The organism is Faecalibacterium sp. I4-3-84 (assembly GCF_023347255.1).
In the GTDB taxonomy this organism is placed as follows: Bacteria; Bacillota; Clostridia; order Oscillospirales; family Ruminococcaceae; genus Faecalibacterium; species Faecalibacterium taiwanense.
Genome location: NZ_CP094466.1, coordinates 342,790 through 364,182, shown reverse-complemented (window position 1 = coordinate 364,182; position 21,393 = coordinate 342,790). Strand labels below are relative to the sequence as shown.

Annotated in this window: 19 protein-coding genes and 1 tRNA gene; 8 read left to right on the top strand and 12 right to left on the bottom strand. The window is 57.8% G+C overall.

Going from position 1 to position 21,393, the window contains the following annotated elements; all coding sequences use genetic code 11:
* The first annotated feature begins 220 nt into the window (after positions 1-220).
* Complete coding sequence (locus MTP41_RS01715; protein ID WP_242959267.1) at positions 221-1,504, top strand: UDP-N-acetylglucosamine 1-carboxyvinyltransferase; 1,284 nt, start codon at positions 221-223, stop codon at positions 1,502-1,504.
* 66 nt (positions 1,505-1,570) lie between these two features.
* Positions 1,571-2,359, top strand: a complete 789-nt coding sequence (locus MTP41_RS01710; protein WP_249236047.1) for an MBL fold metallo-hydrolase — start codon at positions 1,571-1,573, stop codon at positions 2,357-2,359.
* 38 nt (positions 2,360-2,397) lie between these two features.
* Here MTP41_RS01710 and MTP41_RS01705 read toward each other — a convergent pair whose 3' ends face one another.
* The 5 genes from MTP41_RS01705 to MTP41_RS01685 all read right to left on the bottom strand — a co-directional run bounded on the left by MTP41_RS01705 (position 2,398) and on the right by MTP41_RS01685 (position 6,464).
* Positions 2,398-3,375: an ATP-binding protein gene (locus MTP41_RS01705; RefSeq protein WP_154260476.1), complete on the bottom strand. Its 978-nt coding sequence runs from the start codon at positions 3,373-3,375 to the stop codon at positions 2,398-2,400.
* 9 nt (positions 3,376-3,384) lie between these two features.
* Positions 3,385-4,299 carry a DnaD domain-containing protein gene (locus MTP41_RS01700; protein ID WP_097777598.1) on the bottom strand — a complete coding sequence of 305 codons (915 nt, stop codon included), beginning with the start codon at positions 4,297-4,299 and terminating at the stop codon, positions 3,385-3,387.
* Positions 4,300-4,302: 3 nt separating this feature from the next.
* A complete protein-coding gene (locus MTP41_RS01695) occupies positions 4,303-4,680 on the bottom strand; it encodes a hypothetical protein (protein WP_097775348.1) in 378 nt (125 codons plus the stop codon).
* Between the two features lie 81 nt (positions 4,681-4,761).
* Positions 4,762-4,837: transfer RNA gene (locus tag MTP41_RS01690), tRNA-Gly, on the bottom strand.
* A gap of 55 nt (positions 4,838-4,892) precedes the next feature.
* Positions 4,893-6,464 carry a peptide ABC transporter substrate-binding protein gene (locus tag MTP41_RS01685; RefSeq protein ID WP_249236045.1) on the bottom strand — a complete coding sequence of 524 codons (1,572 nt, stop codon included), beginning with the start codon at positions 6,462-6,464 and terminating at the stop codon, positions 4,893-4,895.
* 255 nt (positions 6,465-6,719) lie between these two features.
* Here MTP41_RS01685 and murD point away from each other — a divergent pair, with 255 nt between their 5' ends.
* The 4 genes from murD (at position 6,720) to MTP41_RS01665 (ending at position 11,517) form a co-directional block, all read left to right on the top strand.
* A complete protein-coding gene (gene murD / locus MTP41_RS01680) occupies positions 6,720-8,123 on the top strand; it encodes a UDP-N-acetylmuramoyl-L-alanine--D-glutamate ligase (RefSeq protein ID WP_097775350.1) in 1,404 nt (467 codons plus the stop codon).
* Complete coding sequence (locus MTP41_RS01675; RefSeq protein WP_249236044.1) at positions 8,120-8,878, top strand: GNAT family N-acetyltransferase; 759 nt, start codon at positions 8,120-8,122, stop codon at positions 8,876-8,878. Before murD ends, MTP41_RS01675 begins: the two co-directional genes overlap by 4 nt.
* 183 nt (positions 8,879-9,061) lie before the next feature.
* On the top strand, positions 9,062-10,324 hold the full coding sequence (locus MTP41_RS01670; protein WP_005945812.1) for a methionine gamma-lyase family protein: 1,263 nt from the start codon (positions 9,062-9,064) through the stop codon (positions 10,322-10,324).
* 14 nt (positions 10,325-10,338) lie between these two features.
* Positions 10,339-11,517, top strand: coding sequence for a pyridoxal phosphate-dependent aminotransferase (locus tag MTP41_RS01665; RefSeq protein ID WP_097775353.1), 1,179 nt, complete (start codon positions 10,339-10,341; stop codon positions 11,515-11,517).
* A gap of 78 nt (positions 11,518-11,595) precedes the next feature.
* Here the strand turns inward: MTP41_RS01665 and MTP41_RS01660 are convergent, their stop codons facing one another.
* The 4 genes from MTP41_RS01660 to proC form a co-directional block, all read right to left on the bottom strand.
* On the bottom strand, positions 11,596-12,036 hold the full coding sequence (locus MTP41_RS01660; RefSeq protein ID WP_005945815.1) for a methylglyoxal synthase: 441 nt from the start codon (positions 12,034-12,036) through the stop codon (positions 11,596-11,598).
* 437 nt (positions 12,037-12,473) lie between these two features.
* Entirely contained in the window at positions 12,474-13,736 is a 1,263-nt protein-coding gene (locus tag MTP41_RS01655) for a glutamate-5-semialdehyde dehydrogenase (RefSeq protein WP_249236043.1), read from the bottom strand.
* Positions 13,737-13,740: 4 nt separating this feature from the next.
* Complete coding sequence (proB, locus tag MTP41_RS01650) at positions 13,741-14,517, bottom strand: glutamate 5-kinase (RefSeq protein WP_249236042.1); 777 nt, start codon at positions 14,515-14,517, stop codon at positions 13,741-13,743.
* 7 nt (positions 14,518-14,524) lie between these two features.
* Positions 14,525-15,331 (bottom strand): pyrroline-5-carboxylate reductase, encoded by an 807-nt coding sequence (proC, locus tag MTP41_RS01645; RefSeq protein ID WP_249236041.1) that lies wholly within the window; start codon positions 15,329-15,331, stop codon positions 14,525-14,527.
* Positions 15,332-15,666: 335 nt separating this feature from the next.
* On the opposite strand from proC, the gene MTP41_RS01640 reads away from it, so the two are divergent.
* Together MTP41_RS01640 and MTP41_RS01635 are read left to right on the top strand one after the other, a co-directional pair.
* The gene (locus MTP41_RS01640) at positions 15,667-16,248 is read left to right on the top strand and encodes a TetR-like C-terminal domain-containing protein (RefSeq protein WP_097775356.1); all 582 of its coding nucleotides are present in this window, start codon (positions 15,667-15,669) and stop codon (positions 16,246-16,248) included.
* Between the two features lie 160 nt (positions 16,249-16,408).
* The gene (locus tag MTP41_RS01635; protein ID WP_118526039.1) at positions 16,409-17,842 is read left to right on the top strand and encodes a radical SAM protein; all 1,434 of its coding nucleotides are present in this window, start codon (positions 16,409-16,411) and stop codon (positions 17,840-17,842) included.
* Positions 17,843-18,106: 264 nt separating this feature from the next.
* On the opposite strand, the gene MTP41_RS01630 is transcribed toward MTP41_RS01635, so the two are convergent.
* From MTP41_RS01630 to MTP41_RS01620, 3 genes are read right to left on the bottom strand one after another with little or no spacing between them, the layout of a single operon-like run.
* Entirely contained in the window at positions 18,107-19,633 is a 1,527-nt protein-coding gene (locus MTP41_RS01630) for an Ig-like domain-containing protein (RefSeq protein ID WP_118526037.1), read from the bottom strand.
* 57 nt (positions 19,634-19,690) lie between these two features.
* Positions 19,691-20,803, bottom strand: coding sequence for an HlyD family secretion protein (locus MTP41_RS01625; RefSeq protein WP_097777609.1), 1,113 nt, complete (start codon positions 20,801-20,803; stop codon positions 19,691-19,693).
* Positions 20,804-20,805: 2 nt separating this feature from the next.
* Positions 20,806-21,255: a hypothetical protein gene (locus MTP41_RS01620; protein WP_097777610.1), complete on the bottom strand. Its 450-nt coding sequence runs from the start codon at positions 21,253-21,255 to the stop codon at positions 20,806-20,808.
* Between the last annotated feature and the right edge of the window lie 138 nt (positions 21,256-21,393).

Genomic DNA, 21,393 nt, shown 5'->3' with positions numbered 1-21,393 from the left:
AAATCAAAATTTTGGAATATCCTGCGCGAAAATGGGCAAAACAGAAAATAATAAAACAACACCAAGCGGGGCTTTGCTTTTTTGTGAAAGTTGTGTATAATAAGATAGCTGTACGTGTACGGCCTTATGGCCCATGCACATCAGGCAGCTTTTATGGAAAATGCTTTCAGGAACCTTAACAGGCCTGCGGCTGCGGGCCTCCGACAAGGAGATCATAAAATTGGAGAAATTTGTTATTACGGGCGGCAAGCCCCTGCACGGCGAAGTTACCATTTCGGGTGCCAAAAATGCGGCGGTGGGCGTCCTGCCTGCAACCATTCTGGCTGCGGATGTCTGTGTGATCGAGAATCTGCCGGATATCAGTGATGTGGCGGTGAGCCTGAAGATCCTCAGCGTTCTGGGCGCACAGATCAAAATGATCAACCGCAACACCTACGAGATCGACACCACTCATCTGAACGGCACCAACGTCCCGGACGACCTGTCCCGCCAGATGCGCGCCAGCTACTACTTTCTGGGCGCACTGCTGTCCCGTTTTGGCAAGGCTCAGGTGGCCATGCCCGGCGGCTGCAACCTCGGCCCCCGCCCCATTGACCAGCACCTGAAGGTGTTCAGTGCTCTGGGCGCAGAGGACAGCGTGGACTACGGCATGATCACCGTGCGCGCCAAGGAGATGAACGGTGCACACATCTTCTTTGATAAGGTCAGCGTGGGCGCTACCATGAACGGTATGCTCTCCGCTGTAATGGCCAAGGGCCAGACCATTCTGGAAAACTGTGCCAAGGAACCCCATGTGGTGGATCTGGCAAACTTCCTGAATATGTGCGGTGCGAACATCCGCGGCGCAGGCACCGATGTGATCAAGGTGCGCGGCGTGGAAAAGATGCACGGCTGCACCTACAGCATCATCCCGGATCAGATCGAGGCTGGCAGCTACATGGTGGCTGCTGCTGCCACCGGCGGCGATGTTCTGGTGAAGAACGTCACCCCCAAGCATCTGGAACCCATTACCGAAAAGCTGCGCCGTGCAGGCGTGGAGGTGGAAGAATTTGACGATGCTGTGCGTGTGCGCCGCACCGGCGATATTCTGCCGCTGAAGATCAACACGATGCCGCATCCCGGCTTTCCCACCGACATGCAGCCCCTGATGGGCGTGCTGCTGAGCGTGGCCAAGGGCACCAGCACCGTGACCGAGAGCGTGTGGGACAACCGCTTCCGCTATGTGGACGAGCTGCGCAAGATGGGTGCCAACGTGCAGGTGGACGGTCAGGTGGCTGTGTTTGAGGGCGTGGATAAGCTCACCCCTGCACCGCTGCGCGCACTGGATCTGCGTGCAGGCGCTGCCATGGTGGTGGCTGCGCTGATGGCAGACGGCACCAGTGAGATCGAGGAAATCGGCCACATCGAGCGCGGCTACGAGAATATCGTGGAAAAGCTGCGCGGTCTGGGTGCAGACATCAGCAAGGTGGAGCGTATGCCCGCTGCACTGGATCAGGCACTGTAACTTATAAAAAGCAAACAGCCTGCTGCATATGCGGCGGGCTGTTTTTGAGTGTATCAGAGGTTTTTCATGGCAGAATTCATCTCGTTATATTCGGGTTCCTCCGGCAACAGCAGTGTGGTGCGCTGCGGGCAGCGGTATCTCATTGTGGATATGGGCAAGGGCGTGCGCACTACCTCGGCGGCGCTCAAGGCGCTGGGCCTTTCCGTCAGTGACTGCGACGGCATCCTTGTCACCCACGAGCACAGCGACCATGTGAAGGGGCTTTCCACCTTCCTCAAAAAGAACACGCTGCCGGTGTACGGTGCAGCGGCAACGCTGGATTTTCTGGACAACAACGGCATCGTACCGGCCAGCTGTGAGCTGCACGAGCTGGAAGGCAGGGAAGAGGACGTGGGCGCGTTTGGCGTGCAGAGCTTTCCCACCAGCCACGATGTGCCCTGTGTGGGCTACCGCATCCACACCCCGGACGGCAAGACCATGACCATTGCAACCGACCTTGGTATGCTCACGCCGCCGGTGCACGAGGCGCTTTCCGGCTGCGACCTTGTGGCACTGGAGAGCAACTACGACCTGCACATGCTGCGCAGCGGGCCGTACCCCTATTACTTACGGGCACGCATTGAAAGCACCCGGGGCCACCTTTCCAATGACGAGTGCTCGGCAAAGCTGCTGGAACTCATTCAGGAAGGGTGCAAAAAGTTTGCGCTGTGCCATCTTTCGCAGGAGAACAACACGCCTGCGCTTGCCCTGCAGACCGTGTTCAACACGCTGGGCGCGGCGGGCGTTGTGCCGGAGAAGGACTGCATCGTGCAGGCACAGCGCCGCAACGAAATGAGTCCGGTATTAGAGTTTTGAATAAAACAAACGGCAATGCAAATGCATTGCCGTTTGTTTTATTCAGCTGCTTTCTGTGTGCGGATGTCATCGCCTGCAAAAAGGCAGGGGACAAAGGCAGAAAGGCGGCTGGAAATTTTTTCGGTATACAGCTTTTCCAGCAGAGCACCGTCAGTGATGTTGGTGGTGACGATGGTGGGCAGCTTTGCACCCAGCCGGTTGTTGAGCAGACTGTACAGGCTGCTGATGAGGAAGGCGGAGTTGAACTCCGAGCCAAGATCATCCAGAATGAGCAGGTCGGCCCCGGCAGCGGTCTGCATCAGCGTTTCCTCCTCGCCTGCCGGGTCTGCACCAAAGTGCAGCCCTTCCAGCTTGGAGAAAAAGTCCGGGCTGGAAACATAGATCACATCGTAGCCCTTTTCCAGCACGATGCCCGCAATGGCAAGGGCCGCATGGGTCTTGCCAAGGCCCGCATTGCCAAACAGCATCAGGCTCTCGCTGTGGTGGTCAAACTCTTCCGCGTAGCTGCGCAGGTCTGCCAGCATATCGGCCATGTAAGGGCGGATGGCACCGCCCACCTTTTCATCGGCACGGTTCGGGTAATAGCGCAGCTCCATGGTGTCAAAGCTTGCAATGGACAGGCTGGACAGCGCCTCGATCTCCTTGCGGCGCAGCTGCTGCATCACCTTGTGCACGCACTCACAGGTGCGGCCATTCACGCTGCCGGTGTCCTGACATTTGGGGCAGACAAAGCGCGGCTCCAGTGCATCAGCGGGCCGTCCGCTTTGTGCCAGCAGGGCGGTCAGCTTCTGCTTTGCATCGGCAAGGGCGGCGGCAGCCTCGGTGCGGTCCTTGCCCGCAGCACCGGCCAGTGCGCAGCGGATGCCCCGCACCCGCACCTCTTCTTCTGCATGGCGCAGGGCGGGAATGGCGGCTTCGGCTTCGGCGCGGGCATCCTCGGCTCTGGCTCTGGCCACCTGCCGCCGGGCGGCCACGGTGCGCATGGCTTCCTGATACAGTTCGTTTTTGGTACGCATGGCTCCTCCTTATTCCGGCTTCTTTTTCAACGGACGGCGGCGGGCAGCGTTCTTGAGGAAATCGTTGCCGCTGGGGGCTTCGCGGTCTACCCGGAGGTTCCGGCTGGCACCCGCAATGGCCACCGGGCTGCGCACATCGTGCACGGTGCGCAGGCCCTTGGCGTTCCATGTTTTGAGGATACTGTTCCAGTACCACAGGTCGCGCTTGGCCCCGGCCTGCACGGCAGCTTCCTGCACCATGGCATCGTCGTAGCCGTAAACCTCGTACCAGCGTGCAATGGCCTTGCGCCCGCCAAGGGTCAGCTCGCTTTCCGGGATGTTCAGAAGGCCGCTGACATACTGCTCGCGGCTCTGGCGCAGTGCCAGCAGTTTGAGGTGGGCATCGGCCTGCTCACCGGTCTCCACGCCCTCGGTGCGCCACACCTTCAGCTCATGCACTACGGCGGCCATGGTGCTGCGGCCGGTGCTGGCAACGTAGGCGGTGCACAGCATCACGGTCTCCGGCGCAAAGCCCTCCTGCATATAAAGGTTGACCAGCTTTTCCATCTCCCTGTGGGTCAGCGGACGGGCAAAGCCGGTCTGTGCGCAGTCGATCAGGCTGGAGATCATGGGGTCGGTGCGGCTGGCCGCAGCGATCTCGGCCCAGGTCATGGGTGCGGGGGCGCTGGGTTCCTCGCCCGGTGCGGCGTTCTCTTCGTACCGCTCCAGCAGGCCAGCGCCTGCCCAGAAGGAGAGGGCGCTCTCGGCACTGATGCGGCTGCGCAACTTGAGGTCGGCACAGATCTTGTCCGGGTCGGTGATGCCGGTCGCCAGCACATACAGAGCCACGCGCACATTGTATTCTTCGGCGATGCCCAGTTTGGAAAACACCAGCTGCGGTACTGCAATGGTATCGCCCTTGAGTTCTTTTAAACGATAGATCATGTTTTATTCCTTCGGCTTGTCCGGCTCGGCTTCGGCAGCAGGCGGCTCCCACGGGTCGCTGTCCATCATGCTGGGGCAGTTTTTCCAGCGGTCAGGATCAGCATTGAACGCGTCCTGCAAAAAAGCGGCTGTGGCCTCCCGGCCCTCGTCGGTGAGCGGAAACACCTTCTGCACCCGCAGGGCAGGGTCGGTCTTTTCAATGGTCCAGGGGTCCGGCCAGTAGTCCACGGTGAGGATGCTTTCCTCCTTTGCGGCACCCTCGCCGCCGTCCGGATCCGGCACGGTGCGCTTGCCGGGAATCATCCGGTATCGCAGGCCGTATTCGTTGCCGCTGTAGGAATTTTTGCATTTGAAGTAATGCAGCAGGGGAACAAAGATCATGGCAGAGTCCTTTCGTATTTTGCAGGGAGCGGCTGTAAGCAAAAACGGCAAACCGATATTCCACGGTTTGCCGTTTGTTTTTGGAGCAGGGTACGGGACCCGAACCCGCCGCCTGCTGCTTGGGAAGCAGCCGCTCTACCGGATGAGCTAACCCTGCAAGTTGCTCATTTATTGTAGCAAAGAGGGACGGGATTGTCAAGGGCCGGAGAATGTCAGTTTTTCTGGGCATCGGTCAGGTCCAGCACCGGCGTGAAGGGGTCGAATACAAGGCCGGTGATGCCGTCCGCCACCAGCAGACGCCTGTTCTGGCCCAGCAGCGGCACCACGGCGCAGCCTTCCAGCAGCTGGCGCTCACAATCGGCCAGCAGGGCACAGCGGGCGCTGCCGGTCTGCTGGGCACTCTCGGCCAGACGCTGAGAGTAGATGGGGTCGGACCAGCCGGTCAGGCCGCCGCCCTCGGCTGTGAACTGCTGCAGCATCTGGTATACGCTGCCGCCTTCGGCGCGGATGGGAGCCAGCGCAATGGTGTAGCTGCCCGCTGCAAGGCGTTTGTCGAACTCCTCCTGCGGAACCTCTTCCACCGAGAAGAAAAGGGAGCAGTCCTTCTGCCATGCGCCGTTGATCTGTTCGGCCAGTTCGGTCAGGCCGGCTTCCTTCGGCAGCAGGATGGTCACGCCGGAAAAATCCGAGCTGGCCATGCCCTGCCGTGCATTCAGGTACAATGTACGGGGGTCGGTGATGGTGGGCAGCGGGTTCCTGGCAGACTTGCGGTAATCGGTGCCGTCCACGGAAAGGCCGGTGGGCACAAGACCATCGGCAGCGGTGTACAGACCGGAAGAGGGCACATCCACATTCTCCCGGGCGATGCCGGCAAGCGCCTGCCGCAGTTCCTGATCGGCAAACACAGAATCTTCGGCGCTGTTGAACAGCAGTGCCCAGGTGGTGTCGGAGTAATCCACCGACTGCAGCGAGGTATCCTCGCCGGTGTCGTCCAGCGCGGCGGAGCATTTTTCGTCTGCAATGAGTTGGGCGGCGCTCTTTCCGGTGCTGCCGGTGTTCTGCACCAGACGCAGGCTGCCGATCATGGGGAAGGAGACATCCCGGTGCAGGAACAGGCCGCTGGCCGTCCAGTTGTAAAGATAGAAGCTGCCGCTGGAAAGGGTGGTCTTGGCGGTCAGGCCGTAGGTGCCGCGGGTGCTCTCAAAAAATGCTTCATCGCAGGGCATGGCACCGGGCAGGGTGAGCTTGGCAAGGAAGTTGTCGTCCTTTTCACTCAGGCGGAACACCAGCGTCAGCGGGCCGGCGGCCGAAACGCCCAGCGTGCTGGCATCGGCTGTGCCAGCCAGCACGGCAGCACTGTTCTCAAGGGCGGCAAACTCCACGGCATAAGGGGAATTTGTCTGCGGCTGGAATATGCGCCGAAATGCAAACACAAAGTCCTCGGCAGTGATGGTGTGATCCGTGGAAGCGCCCTTGACGGCCTTGTAGGTCAGGCCGTCCTTGATCTGGAAGGTGTAGGTCTTGCCATCGGAGGAGATCGTCCAGCTCTCGGATAGATCGGGCACGATCTCGCCATCCGCTTTTTTGCGGACAAGCCCGCTGTAAAGGTTCTCACAGGCGATCACGTCCGGGGCAGCAGAAGCCACCTGCGGGTCGAGGTTTGCGGGAATGGTATCCACGAACCATGTAAAGCTTGGCGCACTGGAACTGCTGCCGCAGCCGGTGAGCGCAAGCAGGAACGCAGCAGCAAGCAATGCTGCGGTAATACGGAAGAACTGTTTCAAGGGGATGACCTCATTCTATGGTATTTGCGAAAAAAGGCTTCTTGTATACAAAAAACACTCTACTTCGACAAGTGTAGCAGAAACAGCGGCAAAATACAATTGCAGAATTGTGAATTTACCTTGCTTTTTGGGGCAAAAAGGGCGTTTTTCCGTTGCCAATTGCGGCTAAATGGACTATAATGGTACAGCGAAACATCTCTGCACCCGTTTTGAGGTGCGTTCTGAATACGATATTATGGAGGAGGAACTGTTTTTATGCAGAAGGATCAGCAGAAACTGATTGAACTCATCAAAGGCAAAAAAGTGGCCTTTATTGGTGCCGGTGTCAGCCACAAGACCCTGATCAAGGAGTTTGTGGAGCTGGGTGCCCATGTGACCCTGTGCGACCAGAAAAAGAGCGTGGAGGACTTTGGCGATTACGCTGCAACCATCAAGGAGCTGGGCATCGACCTGAGCCTGGGCGAAAACTATCTGGATGGCTTCAAGGGTCAGGATATCATCATGCGCACCCCGGGCTTTGTGGGCTACTTTGAAAAGCCCCTGCAGGATGCCATGGCCGCAGGCACCATGGTCACCAGTGAGGTGGAGTTGTTCTTCGACTTCTGCCCCTGCGAGATCGTAGCCGTGACCGGCTCCGACGGCAAGACCACCACCACCACCCTGATCTCCAAGTTCTACGAGGCCGCAGGCCGCAAGGTGCATCTGGGCGGCAACATCGGCGCAGCTCTGCTGCCCATGCTGCCCGAGGTGGCTCCCGATGATGTGGCTGTGGTGGAGCTTTCCAGCTTCCAGCTCATCAGCATGCATTCCAGCCCCAACATTGCCGTGGTGACCAATGTCACCCCCAACCATCTGGACCACCACAAGGACATGCAGGAGTACATTGATGCCAAGCGCAACATCCTGCTGTACCAGAAGCAGCCCTGCCGCGCTGTGCTGGGCTATGAGAACGAGATCAGCCGTTCCATGCAGTCCGACTGCAAGGGCAAGCAGGTGTGGTTCACCCGCCTGCACGATACCGACAACGGTGCCTTCCTGCGCAAGGAGGACAACATGCTCTGTATGGCCGAGGATGGCGTTGTGACCCCCTTCCTGGCCCAGAAGGACGTGAAGCTGCGCGGCCTGCACAACATTGAAAACCTGCTGGCTGCTGCCGCTGCCGTGTGGGGCGAGGTGCCCGTGGAAGCCATCCAGAAGGTGGGCAGCACCTTTACCGGTGTGGAGCACCGCATTGAGCCGGTGCGCACGCTGGACGGCGTGCTGTACTACAACGACTCCATCGGCACCAGCCCGACGCGCACCATTGCCGGTCTGCGCAGCTTTAACCAGAAGGTCATTCTGATCGCTGGCGGCTACGACAAGCACATTCCCTATGAGCCGCTGGCACCGGAAGTGGTGGCCCACGTGAAGAATCTTGTGCTGATGGGTGCCACCGGCCCCCGCATCGAAAAGGCTGTGCGCGAGGACCCGAACTTCAACGAAGCAGAGCTGCCCATCCAGCACGCCGACAACATGCAGCACGCTGTGGAGCTGGCCCGTGCCTGCGCAAAGCCCGGTGACATCATCATCCTGTCCCCGGCCAGCGCATCGTTTGATCTGTACCCCAACTTTGAGGTGCGCGGCCGCGAGTTCAAGAAGATCGTCAACGAGCTGAAGTGATCGCGCAGGTCAGCACAAAAGCCCACCGCGCCCGCTTTTTAAATGCCTGCCGGGGGAAATGGGTGCTGGGGGCGACCCTGCCGCTGGATCTTGCCCTTTTTAGCAAAAGCCAGCCGTGGCGATTCTACGCAGGACCTACACTGGCGCTGGAACTCAGCGGCAGCACCGTATGGGCAGCAGGGCACGCAAACCCGGAAGAGCTGGCCAGCTTTCTGGCTTTCTGCGGGTGTGAGAGCATCATTTTAGACGAAAACGAATGCCCACCACCTGACGGGTGGTGCAAAGCTGAAACGCTGACCGTATTCGGCCTTGCACCCGGCAAGGCTCTGCCGCTGCCTGCCGCAGACGAAGCCCTCTGGGCACAGCTGGACCTTGACCGGGAACCCTCTGCCATGGATGTGGCACGGGCGCTCTACCCGGCGGATACGGCAAAGCAGGAGGACTTTTACTCCGAGCTTTGCACAAAGCGCACCCGCAGCAAAGCTCTTGTGTGGGCACTGCGGCAGGGAAGTGAAACGATCTGCACGGTAGGGGCTTATGCCCTTGCGAACAGGCAGGCCTACATGGCCTGCGGGCAGACAGCCCAGCCTTTGCGGGGCAAGGGCATCGGCGGGCGGCTCATTGTGCAGATGGCGAACGAGCTTGCTGCCAAGGGGGAGCACCCGGTGTTTCTCTGCAGCCCGGAGCGGGTGCACTTTTATACCCGGCTTGGCTTTGAAAAGCTTGCGGAGTATATTCGTTATGTGCCATCGTAGTTTGTCGGCTGACACGTCGGAAGTTTCTCTGAGGACCGTCCGCTGGGGTGGGACCCTGTTGCCCGCAGGGCAATAGGGCGGGCGATGGAATGGCCCGAATCGTGTCCGAGGAGAAAGCTGCCGACGCGTCAATTCATGTAAGCTTTATCCCAAATCATAAATTAAGGAACCGTTATAATGTCAATGCTGAACCACTTTTTCAATTACAAACCCGAAGTTCTGGCGCTGGACGAAAAGGCTATGGAGCTGTGCCAGCCCTATTTCCGCCATATGGAGGAGATCCGCGATTTTAACCAGCTCAAAATGCTGAAAGCCTTTGCGGATACCCAGATGTCCTCCACCGATATGCTGGGCACCACCGGCTACGGCCTGTGGGATACCGGCCGCGCAAAGCTGGAGCAGATCTTTGCCGAGGTGATGGGCGCAGAGGATGCCCTCGTGCGCAGCCAGTTCCAGAGCGGTACCCACACGCTGGCTGTGGCGCTGTTCGGCCTGCTGCGGGCAGGGGACACCCTGCTGGCTGCCACCGGCCGTCCCTACGATACGCTGGAAGGCGTGATCGGTCTGGACGGCAAGGGCAGGGGCACCGGCACCCTGATGGATTACGGCATCCGGTACGATGAAGCTCCGCTGAAAGCCGACTTCACCCCGGATTATGACCTGATCGCCCAAAAGGCCCCCGGTGCAAAGGTGTGCCACATCCAGCGCAGCCGCGGCTATCTGCAGCGCAATGCCTTTGATCTGGAAACGATCCGAAAAATTGCGGATACCGCCCGCGCCGCAAACCCGGATATCATTATTTTTGTGGATAACTGCTACGGCGAGTTCACCCAGACGCAGGAACCCTGCCAGATGGGCGCAGACCTTGTGGTGGGCAGCCTGATCAAGAACCCCGGCGGCGGCATCGCTCCCACCGGCGGCTACATTGCGGGCCGCAAAGACCTTGTGGAGCTGTGCGCTTACCGCCTGAATGCGCCCGGTCTCGGCAAGGATCTGGGCTGCACGCTGGAAACGCCCCGTGATATGTATCTGGGCTTCTACTATGCGCCCGGCGTGGTGTGCGAGGCCATTAAGACCGCCATTTACGCCCAGTGTATGCTGGAGCTGCTGGGCAAGAATCCAGTGCCGCGCTACTGCGACGACCATAACGACATCGTCACCTGCTTTGATGCAGGCACTGCGGATGCGCTCATCGGCTTCTGTCAGGGCATTCAGGCTGCAAGCCCCGTGGACAGCTATGCCGCCCCGGAACCTTCTCCGGAGCCGGGCTATACTGATGAGGTGGTCATGGCAAGCGGCAGCTTTACACAGGGCAGCACCATCGAGCTTTCCTGCGACGGCCCGCTGCGTGAGCCGTACACCTGCTACCTGCAGGGCGGTCTGAACTTTGCTGCCAGCCGTGCAGGCGTGCTGCTGGCCATCCAGAAGGCTTATTTTAAGGACTAAAAAGAGGAGAGTACATGCCTGTTTTAAGTGACCGTGTGGGTACCTTCACGGATTCTGTCATCCGCCGCATGACCCGCATCAACAATCAGTACGACTCCATCAACCTCTCGCAGGGCTTCCCGGATTTTGACCCGCCGAAGCAGTTGCTGGACGCTCTGGCCGAAACAGCTTACAAAGGCCCGCACCAGTACGCTGTGACCTTTGGCGCGCAAAATTTCCGCGAGGCGCTGGCAAAAAAGACCAGCCCTGCCCTGCACCACGAAGTAGACCCCAACACCGAGATCTGCGTGACCTGCGGCGGCACTGAGGCCATGATGGCCGCCATGATGACCATCTGCAACCCCGGCGACAAGGTGATGATCTTCTCACCGTTCTACGAGAACTACGGTGCCGATGCCATTCTTTCGGGCGCGGAACCCATCTATATCCCGCTGGTGCCGCCCACCTATGAGTTTGACATCAGCCTGATCGAAAAGGGCTTTGCCGAGGGTGCCAAGGCGCTGATCCTGTGCAACCCCTCCAATCCCTGCGGCAAGGTGTTCCGCCGCGACGAGCTGGAAGCCATTGCAAAGCTGGCCATCCAGTACGATGCCTTTGTGGTGACGGATGAGGTGTACGAGCATATCATCTATGCACCCGCAGAGCATATCTGCATGGCAAGCCTGCCCGGCATGTTTGAGCACACCATCACCTGCAACTCGCTCTCCAAGACTTACTCCATCACGGGCTGGCGTCTGGGCTATCTGATCGGACCCGCAGAGGTCATTGAGGGCGCGCGCAAGGTGCACGACTTCCTCACTGTGGGTGCGGCTGCACCCCTGCAGGAGGCTGCTGTGGCCGGTTTGGAGATGCCCGCCAGCTATTACGAAAAGCTGCAGGCCCTTTACACCGAAAAGCGCGATCATTTTCTGGCCGGGCTGGACCGTGTGGGGCTGAAGCACAATGTTCCGCAGGGCACCTATTTTGTGATGATCGATATTTCCGATTTTCTGGCGCTGCCCCAGTTCAAGGGCTGGACCGACCTGCAGTTCTGTGAGTGGATGATCCGGGAAGTGGGCGTGGCCGCTGTGCCTGGCTCCAGCTTCTTCCGGGAGCCGGTGAACCACCTGATCCGGATGCACTTTGCCCGCGGCACCGATGTGCTGGACGAAGCCGTCCGCCGGCTGGAAAAGCTGCAGGCTTTACTGAAATAAAAGCAAAACAAAAAACAACAGCGCCGCAGGAAGTTTCCTGCGGCGCTGTCTCTTTCCCGATACTCTATACACGATTCATCACACGGCGTGGCGCTGCACGGTGGGCATTGGCTCCACAAGAGCGGGATGCATCCCCTCGCGGTAGTCCAGGTCGCCCTGATCCATACCGCGCAGCAAGACCTCGGCGGTGGCAATGTTGGTGGCAATGGGTACGCTGTGCATATCGCACAGGCGGAGCAGATTCTGCTCGGTGATGCTGGCGGCATCCGCTTTCAGCGGGTCACGGAAGAACAACACAAGATCCACTTCGTCGCACGCAATGCGGGAAGTGATCTGCTGCACACCGCCCAAGCGCCCGGAGAGATAACAGTGCACGGGCAGGCCGGTAGTCTGCGCCAGCATCCGTCCGGTGGTGCCGGTAGCAATGACTGTGTTTTTGGACAAAATGGCGCTGTAAGCAGTGCAAAACTGCAGTGCAAGCTCTTTGCGGGAATCGTGTGCAAGAATGGCGATCGTCATATTGCTCTCTCCTTTGTTCCAAGTATAGTGTTGTGTGTGACGAACAACTTTCTCATTGGAAAGTGAAATGAAGTGAAATCGTTATCAAGTTTTTCAATATAGTTTTACCGCATCGAAATAGGGGTTGTCAAGGGGGTTCTTGTACTTTTTACAAAACAAAATGGAGAAAGTAAGACTATATCTTTGTGAGAAGTGCAGAAAACTGGGATACAATCATCCATATCAGTGAGCGAACAGGAAAGGCGGATTGAAAACATAATTCAGCTTTTGTCTTTACTGAAAGAACATTTCATGGGAATAGAACAAAAATACAGGCTGGCGCAAATCGCACCAGCCTGTTTCGGGAAAAGCTTTTCAGTTTCGTTTCTAAATTATGAATATTATGGAGAAAACGCTCACTCCCGATTTCCGCACTGGAAAGGTGGGTTCAGCGGGCTTTAGCGGATCTGACCATTGCCGTGGATGATATACTTGTAGCTGCACAGCTCGGCCAGTCCCATGGGGCCGCGGGCGTGGAGTTTCTGGGTGGAAATGCCCATTTCACACCCAAGGCCGAATTCACCGCCATCCGTAAAGCGAGTGGAACAGTTCACATACACGGCGGCGCTGTCCACTGCGGCAGTGAACAGGTCGGCATGGGCCTGTGTCTGGGTCAGGATGGCCTCGCTGTGGCCGGTGGAGTGCTCAGCAATATGCCCGATGGCCTCCTCTACGCTGTCCACGACCTTGACCGCGAGGATGTAGTCCAGAAATTCGGTGTTAAAGTCCTTTTCTCCGGCAGGGGTGCCGGAGATGATGGCGGCTGCGCGCTTATCCAGCCGCAGCTCCACCGGGTGCAGGCCCTTTGCCGCGCGGTCCGGGCCAAGGCGTTGGGCCAGACGGGGAAGAAACTCCCCGGCAATGGCAGAGTGCACAAGGCACACCTCCTCGGCGTTGCACACGCTGGGGCGGCTGGCCTTGGCGTTCTCGATGATGTCCAGAGCTTTGTCCAGATCGGCGGTGTCGTCTACGTACACATGGCAGATGCCGGTGCCGGTCTGGATGCAGGGGACCTTGGCGTTCTGAACGCAGGCACGGATCAGCCCGGCACCGCCGCGCGGGATCAGCAGATCCACATAGCCTACAGCGGTCATCAGAGCGTTGGCAGAAGCGTGGGTGGTGTCCTCGATCAGGCAGACCGCTGTCTCGGGCAGACCGGCCTTTTTCAGGCCCTGCCGCAGAACGGTGACGATGGCGTTGGCACTGCGCCAGGCCTCCTTGCCGCAGCGCAGGATGCAGGCGTTGCCGCTTTTGATGGCAAGGGCAGCGGCATCGCTGGTCACATTGGGGCGGCTCTCGTAGATAATGGCGATCACGCCCATGGGCACAGCCGTCTTTTCAATGACAAGCCCGTTGGGGCGCTCCACCCGGTTCAGCACCCGGCCCACCGGGTCGGGCAGAGCGGCAACCTCGCGGATGCCCTGCGCCATGGCTTCAATGCGCGGTGCGGTCAGGGCCAGACGGTCCAGCATCACATCGCTGATGTGCCCTTTGGCAGCAGCCATGTCCTCAGCGTTGGCGGCAAGGATGGCCGCCTGATCGTCTGCGCTGCACAGCGCAGACGCCATGCCCAGCAGGGCCGCGTTGCGGGCGGTGTTATCGGCCAGCGCAAGGGCACTTTTGGCGCTGCGGGCGGCTTCCAGAATTTCCTGTGTGGTCATGTGTTCAGTCCTCCTTGCAGGCCGCAAAGCGGGTGCCTGCGGGCTTGCCTGCGGCAATGTCGTACAAAAGCTCCGGGTGTGCGCCGTTGGCAATGACCATATCGGCACCGCTGCCCGTTACCATGCGGGCGGCGCGCAGCTTGGTGGTCATGCCGCCGGTGCCAAGGGCCGAACCGGCACCATCGGCCAGAGCCATCACCTCGGGGGTGATCTCCTCCACCAGCGGGATGAGCTTTGCATCCGTGTGGGTGTGGGGATTGGCGGTGTACAGGCCGTCGATGTCACTCAGAAGCACCAACAGGTCAGCCTTGGCGCAGCAGGCCACGATGGCCGCTAGCGTGTCGTTGTCGCCAATGGAGGTGATCTCATCGGTGGAAACGGTGTCGTTTTCGTTGATGATGGGCAGGGCACCCAGCTCCAGCAGGCGGGACAGGGTGTTCTGAAAGTTCACGCGGCGTTCGGTGTGCTCCACGTCCACGCCGGTGAGCAAGATCTGCGCCACGGTGTGATTGTAGGCGTTGAACAGTCGGTCGTAGGTGTACATCAGCTCACACTGGCCCACAGCGGCGCAGGCCTGCTTGGTGGTGGTGTCCTTTGGGCGGGTTGGCAGTGAGAGCTTGCCCACGCCCATGCCAATGGCACCGGAGGACACCAGAATGACCTCATGGCCCTCGTTTTTCAGGTCGCTGAGCACCTTGACCAGCTGTTCCGTGTGGCGGATGTTCAGCCGTCCGGTGGTGTATGCCAGAGTAGAAGTGCCTACTTTTACAACGATGCGCATGATATCCTTAAACCTTTCCCATTTCCTTTGTCTTATTGTACGAGGCGATCACGGCATCCATCACCGCACCGCGCAGGCCGTGCTCTTCCAGCACGCGCACGCCCTGAATGGTGCTGCCGCCGGGGCTGCACACAGCATCCTTGAGTTCGCCGGGATGCTTTCCGCTTTCCAGCACCAGCTTTGCGCTGCCCAGAACCATCTGCGCGGCATATTCCTGCGCTTTGGCGCGGGGCAGGCCGCAGGCCACGCCGCCGTCGGCCAGAGCCTCAATAAACTGGTACACCCATGCCGGGCCGCAGCCGGAAACGCAGCTGGCGGCATCGATCAGACTTTCCGGCACGGCATCCAGACGGCCCGCAGGAGCCATGATCTTGAGGAAGGCTTCTTCTTCCTCAGCGGTGACATTACTGGAACAGTACTGGATCATACCCTCACCCACCGAAGCCGGGGTGTTGGGCATGATGCGGATCACAGGAAAGTCCTCACCGGCCAGCTCCTGAATACGGGCGATCGAAAGGCCCGCTGCCATGCTGCACAGCACAAAACGGCTGGGGCGCTCGTCAAAGGTGAACTTGAGCGGCTGGAGCAGAGCTTCCATCATCTGGGGCTTTACCGCCAGAAAAATCAGGTCGCAGTCACCGGCCACCTCGGCATTGGTGGCTGTTTTGCAGCCCAGTTCTTTGGCCAGTGCCTGTGCCTTGGCTGCAGTGCGGTTTGCCAGAAAAACTTTCTTAGGGTCAACAGCTTTGCAAACGGCACGGGCGATGGCTCCACCCATGTTGCCGCAGCCCAGAAAACCAATGGTATCCATCATAGTTTGTACCCTCCCTCAAAACGGCACTTCAATCACAGCCGTCTGCTCCCATTCTAAGCGTAGAGGAATATAAAATCAAGGGCCTTTTCCGCTTTTTTGCCGGAAGAAGCCGCTTTTGCAGGCATTGCGCACCGCCGGAAGGGGTTTAGGGGGCTGAGAAACGGCTTTTGAAGCGAGAAACTGCCGGAGTGAAAACGCAGGAAGATTCTTTGTTTACAAAATGGACAGAATCAATGCTTGCAATCGGAACGGCTTTTGCGGTATTATAATGTACGAAGCTGCCAATCGCCGTACGCAGCGGGAAAAATTTCTACGGTTGGGAAAGGAAGGTTTTTGTGTCACAAACAACGAAGCGGGCACTGGAAGCATCGCTGAAAAAGCTGCTGCTGGAAAAGCCCCTCAATAAGATCACAATCAACGATATCACCGAGGACTGCGGCGTGAACCGCATGACCTTCTACTACCACTTTAAGGATATTTACGATCTGGTGGACTGGATCCTGACGGAAGATGCAACCAAGGCGATGGAAGGCTGCCAGAGCTTTGATACATGGACCGAAGCGTTTCTGGACATTCTGCACCAGATCCGGGATAACAAAGCACTGGTGCTGAACGTATACCGCTCTGTAGGTCGTGAACAGGTGGAGCAGTATCTGTACAAGCTTCTGGACCCTATGCTGAAGGAATTTGCGGATCGCGAATGCCGCGACATCACCGTGCAGGACGATGACAAGCAGTTTGTGGTGGATTTTTACAAATATGCGCTGGTGGGCGTGGTGCTGGAATGGATCCGCCGGGATATGAAGACCGAGCCCGCTGTGATGGTAGAACGTATGGGACGGATGCTGCAGGGCGATCTGCGCCGCGCGTTATGCCGCCTTGCCAGCAATAAGATCCATCTGGAACAGGACGGTTGAACCGGAAGAACGACAAAATTTTATCATAATCCGCGCCGTGATGGGTTTTCTATCACGGCGCTTTTTCTGTTTATGGCAATTTGTGGGATAGAATGGTAGAGTAATGGCATAGAAATAGAAAAAGAGATTTCCGAAAAATACCGTTTGGAGGAAAAGGATAATGAATACTTCTGTTGAGAGCCTGACTCATAAAATGCAGCGTGCTGCCGTTGGTAAAATGGTGGACGTGGTGCTTTCTCATGCCGATAAAGACCGTCAGAAAACCGTGGGACAGCTGGTGGATGTCGCAAAGCAGTTCTATGGCAGTTCGTTCAGCGCTGAAGCCTACGAACACGCCAGACAGACCCTGACCGACCCCGACAGCAAGTGGTCCAAGCTCATCAACTGTGTGCTGGATCAGACCGACCCCAACGTGGCCCGCACCATGGCGCTGAATCTGGGCTACGAGGCTTTCTTCCGCGGCACCAAGACCATCCGCGAGAACCGTGTGAAGTATCAGTGCAACATCCCCTGGCTGATCCTGTTCGACCCCACTTCCGCCTGCAATATGCACTGCGTGGGCTGCTGGGCCGGTGAATACGGTCACAAGAATAACCTCAGCTTTGAGGATATGGACAAGATCGTTACCGAGGGCAAGGAGCTGGGCGTGTACCTGTACATGCTGACCGGCGGCGAGCCGCTGGTGCGTAAGGCTGATATCCTCAAGCTGGCCGAGAAGCACAATGATGTGCAGTTTGCCATCTACACCAACTCCACCCTCATCGATGAGCCGTTCTGCAAAGAGGTGGTGCGTCTGGGCAACATTGCCTTCATGCTGTCCATCGAGGGCACCCCGGAGACCAACGATGCCCGCCGCGGTGAGGGGCACTATGCCGCTGTTATGCATGCTATGGATCTGCTCAAGGAGCACGGCATCGTGTTCGGCACGTCCATCTGCTACACCCGCGATAATATCGAAGCTGTTACCAACGATGAGTTCATGCGTTTCCTGTGTGAGAAGGGCGCACACTTCGGCTTCTACTTCCACTACATGCCCGTGGGCAACGAGGCAGCACCGGAACTGATGCCTACCCCGGAGCAGCGCAAATATATGATCGACCGCATCCGCTATCTGCGCTCGGAAGAGTGCGATATCCCGTTCTACCCGATGGATTTCCAGAACGACGGTGAGTTTGTGGGCGGCTGTATTGCCGGCGGACGCAACTACTTCCACATCAACTCGGCCGGTGACGCAGAGCCGTGCGTGTTCATCCACTACTCCAATGCCAATATCCACGACCAGAGCATTCTGGAAATTCTGCACAGCCCGCTGTTCATGGCTTATCACAACGGCCAGCCCTTCAACAAGAACCATCTGCGTCCCTGCCCGATGCTGGAAAACCCCGAACTGCTGCAGAAGATGGTGCACGAGACCGGTGCCCACAGCACCGACCTGCAGTCGCCGGAGAGCGTGGAGCACCTGTGCGAGAAGTGCAAGAACTATGCGGCCAACTGGCAGCCCACGGCGGACGAGATCTGGTCCCACACCAAGATCCGCGAGAGCCGCTACGAGAACTACAAGGACTGGAAGCCCTCGCAGCCCATTGAAAAGTAACGAAGGCAGACATCATAATGCAAACAAAGCCCAGGCGTTCCATTGAAGTGCGCTCCGTTAAGTAGGCAGAGAAATAATATCAGTTTTTGTTCGCCGTTTCCACAAGGAGACGGCGAATTTTTTTGTGCAAAAGTGATGGTTCTTTCCTGACATAAAAATACCCCCCAGAGTACGCAGAGTTTTTGTTTTACTCTGTCTACTCTAGGGGGAGCATATCACACTCAGAGAGGGTCTTGCTGTTTCATGAAAGAGTGGTTTTGAAAATTACCAGAACCAGTAGCGCTTTTTCAGCACAACATATGCAATGCCGATCAGAACCACTACAACACCACCGGCAATGAAGAAGGTCCAGTTGATATTGGCAAATTTCAGGTTCTGGTTGGTCAGCAGATAACGGCCTGCAGTATCGGCAGTGATGATGCCGTCGGTGTAGCTGTTCAGGTACTGCCACTTGTTGGAGACGGCGTTGTACAGATACAGGCGGGTATAGGTGCTCACATCCAGATCGATGCGCACCGAGCAGGGAAGAGCCTTGCCCTTGTCCAGCTCGAACTCGATGCCCTGATCGGACTCAGTCAGGATGAGCATGGTGTCCAGCTCACTGGTGGTGCTCTTGACGCCGCTGCCTGCAATCTGCATGGTGTAGCCATCGCCCACCACGCACAGGGTCTTGCCGGTAGTGCGCAGCGCATTGAGGATATCACCGGTCACGGTAGGCACCTCGGCCTGTGTGAAAACGATCTCGTTGTCCTCACTGTCCTGAATGGCCTGCACAACGGGATCGATCTCGATGGGAGTATCGTTATCCGGTTCGGTGGAGCTGCTGTCCGAAGAATTATCGGAAGAAGATGCAGCCGAACGGTTGACGATGACCGTGACCATGGCGGATGCAGTGCCATTGGAAACGGTAATGGAAGTAGCGCCGGTGCCCACAGCCGTGATCACGCCGCTGGGGCTGACCGTGGCAATGTTGCTGTTGGCGGACTTATAGGTGAACTTCTGGGAAGCGGAAGAAGGCTTGACACTGGCGGTCAGGGTGCGGGTGGCACCGGGCTTGAGCACAACGTAGGAAGGATTCACCGTGACGACCTGACCGCTGTTGGAAGAACCAGTGCTGGCGGTGCCGGTGCCGGTACCGGAGTTGGGAATACTCATGACCGTGACATTGGTGGTAGCAGTCACCGAACCGCAGGTAGCGGTAATGGTGGCGGTGCCGGGGGCAATGCCGGTAACACGGCCGAAATTGTTCACCGTGGCGACCTTCTCATTGGAAGAGGTCAGGGTGACGGTGGCATAGTTGGAAGCCGAAGTAGGCCGCACCTGCAGCTGTGCCGAGACCGAGTTGCCAACATAGATGGTGTTGGAGGAAAGGGAAAGGTCCATCTCGGTAACGATCATGGAAGAATCCATGGAGACAACGATGGTATAGGCACAGATCTGGTTGCCTGCGGCAGCGGTGATGCGGGTGGTGCCTACGCCCACAGCCTGCACGACACCGGAGTTGCTCACGGTCAGGATGGAAGTATCGTCCGAGATAAAGACAACCGAGTCGGTAGAGTTGCGCGGACGCACCACAGGAGACAGCTGCTGAGAGGAACCCAGCAGCATGTTGGCGGTATAGCTGCCGGCCTCAATGCTTTCGGCAGGCACGTCCTGATCCCACGGCATGGCAACGCCGCTCAGGGCAAGGCCGGAGACGGGGCTTGCTGCGGCCGCAGACACAGCTGTGCCGCAGGCCAGCAGGCAGAGCGCTGCCGCACAGACGGCCAGTTTTTTTGCGGTTGATTTCATAGTAAGTGTACCTCTTTGGGTGATATAACGGCGGCTGGCAGTCAGCACAGCTCCGGTTTAGCGGAACAGAACGCCCAGGGCTTCCATTGCGTACTCGAAATAGGTGACCTGATCGTACTCCACACGGGCAGTAACGCTCATGCCGTTGGAAAGATCCACCTTGTCGCCGCTGCGGCTCACCACATAAGTGGCATCGGGCTTAATGGTCATCTTATAGTAGGAAGCGTTGGAGCTGGCCGTCACGTCACTGTCAATGGCCGTTACAGTGCCGGTCAGGGTGCCATAGGAATACTCCGAAAGGCCGGTAATGGCGATCTTGCACGGGTCACCCACATGAAGCAGCGGGCGGTCATTCACGGTGACCATGGCAACGATCTCCAGATCGTCGTTCTCGCTGGCAACAGTGGCCAGCGGGGAGCCTGCGCTCAGCACCATGCCCTCTTTGTAAGGAGTATCCATGTGGATCACACCGGAGGTGGGGGCGTAGATGTAGTAATCGTTGGCACCGGTGTTCAAGGCATCGAGCTGAGCCTGAATATTGTCCACGTTGCTCTGTGCGCTGGTAATGCTCTGGGAGATGGACTGCATGGTGGAGTAGTACAGAGCTTCTACTTCGCTCTGGCTCTGCTCCATCATGGTCTTGATCTGAGCATCGGAGTAACCGGCAGCCTGATAGGCCGTGGCATCAAAGGTCTTCTGGGAGACCTGGCTCTTGTAGGTCTCGTACTGATAGTAGTAGGGCTGATCTTCGGGGTTTGTCTCGCTGAAGTAGTTGGTATCATCCTGCACGCACTGCAGCAGCTTGTTGTACTGGTCCAGCTGGGTCTGGTAGATCTTGAGCTGGCTTTCCAGGTTATCCTGCTGCATGTCGATATCCGTGCTCTTGATGTGGGCCACGAGGTCGCCCTCGTTCACATAGCTGCCCTCCGAAATATACATCTCGGTAATGGAGCCGGAATAACTGGACATGATATAGGTTTTATTGCTGGCCTGCACGGTGCCTGCGTTCTGGCTGACATAAATGCGGTTGGTATGGGTGCTCCACACCACCAGAAACAGCATGAAGATGCCCACCAGAATGACAAAAGCGTAGCCATAAGGCGGCAGCTTTTTTTCCATCATGATGCGGCGGTCCTGCAGATCCGAAAGGTTCTGAACTTTAATCGTCATAATTACTTGGTCTCCATAAAGACATCGACCACGGCATCATCCTCGTCCTGATTGACATAGATGGTATAGGAGGTGCCGGTCAGTTTCTGCTCATTCTCAAAAGCGTGGACCTGCAGCTTGTAGGAAGCCAGCTGGCTTTCGGGCATGGGGCCGGTGTAGTGGGCATACAGGCAGTTCTTCACGCGCAGAATAGCATCCATATGGTAGTCCTGCTCCATCTGGCCGATGAACTGGGTAGCCTGCTGCATCATGTACAGGTGCATCTGACGATCCTCACCAACCACCATGGCCTGCACAATGGGGCCAATGGGCTGTGCGTTGTTGCTCTTGATAAAGTTGTGCATCTGGGTCAGCACCACGGGCAGACTGGCCATCTCTTCCGGATGAATCTCACGGGAGAGCACATTGGTGAGCTTCAGGGTCTTGTTCTCGGCTACTTTGATCTCTTTCATGTTGAATACCTCGGTTCCTTTTCAGATTTACCTCAGAAGAGGCAGTAATAGGCAATCGAGAAAGGGGAGAAAACCGCTGCAGAGAGTAGCTTCCTCTCCGCTCCCGATCGCCTACTACTTATAAAAGTAATAGGGATC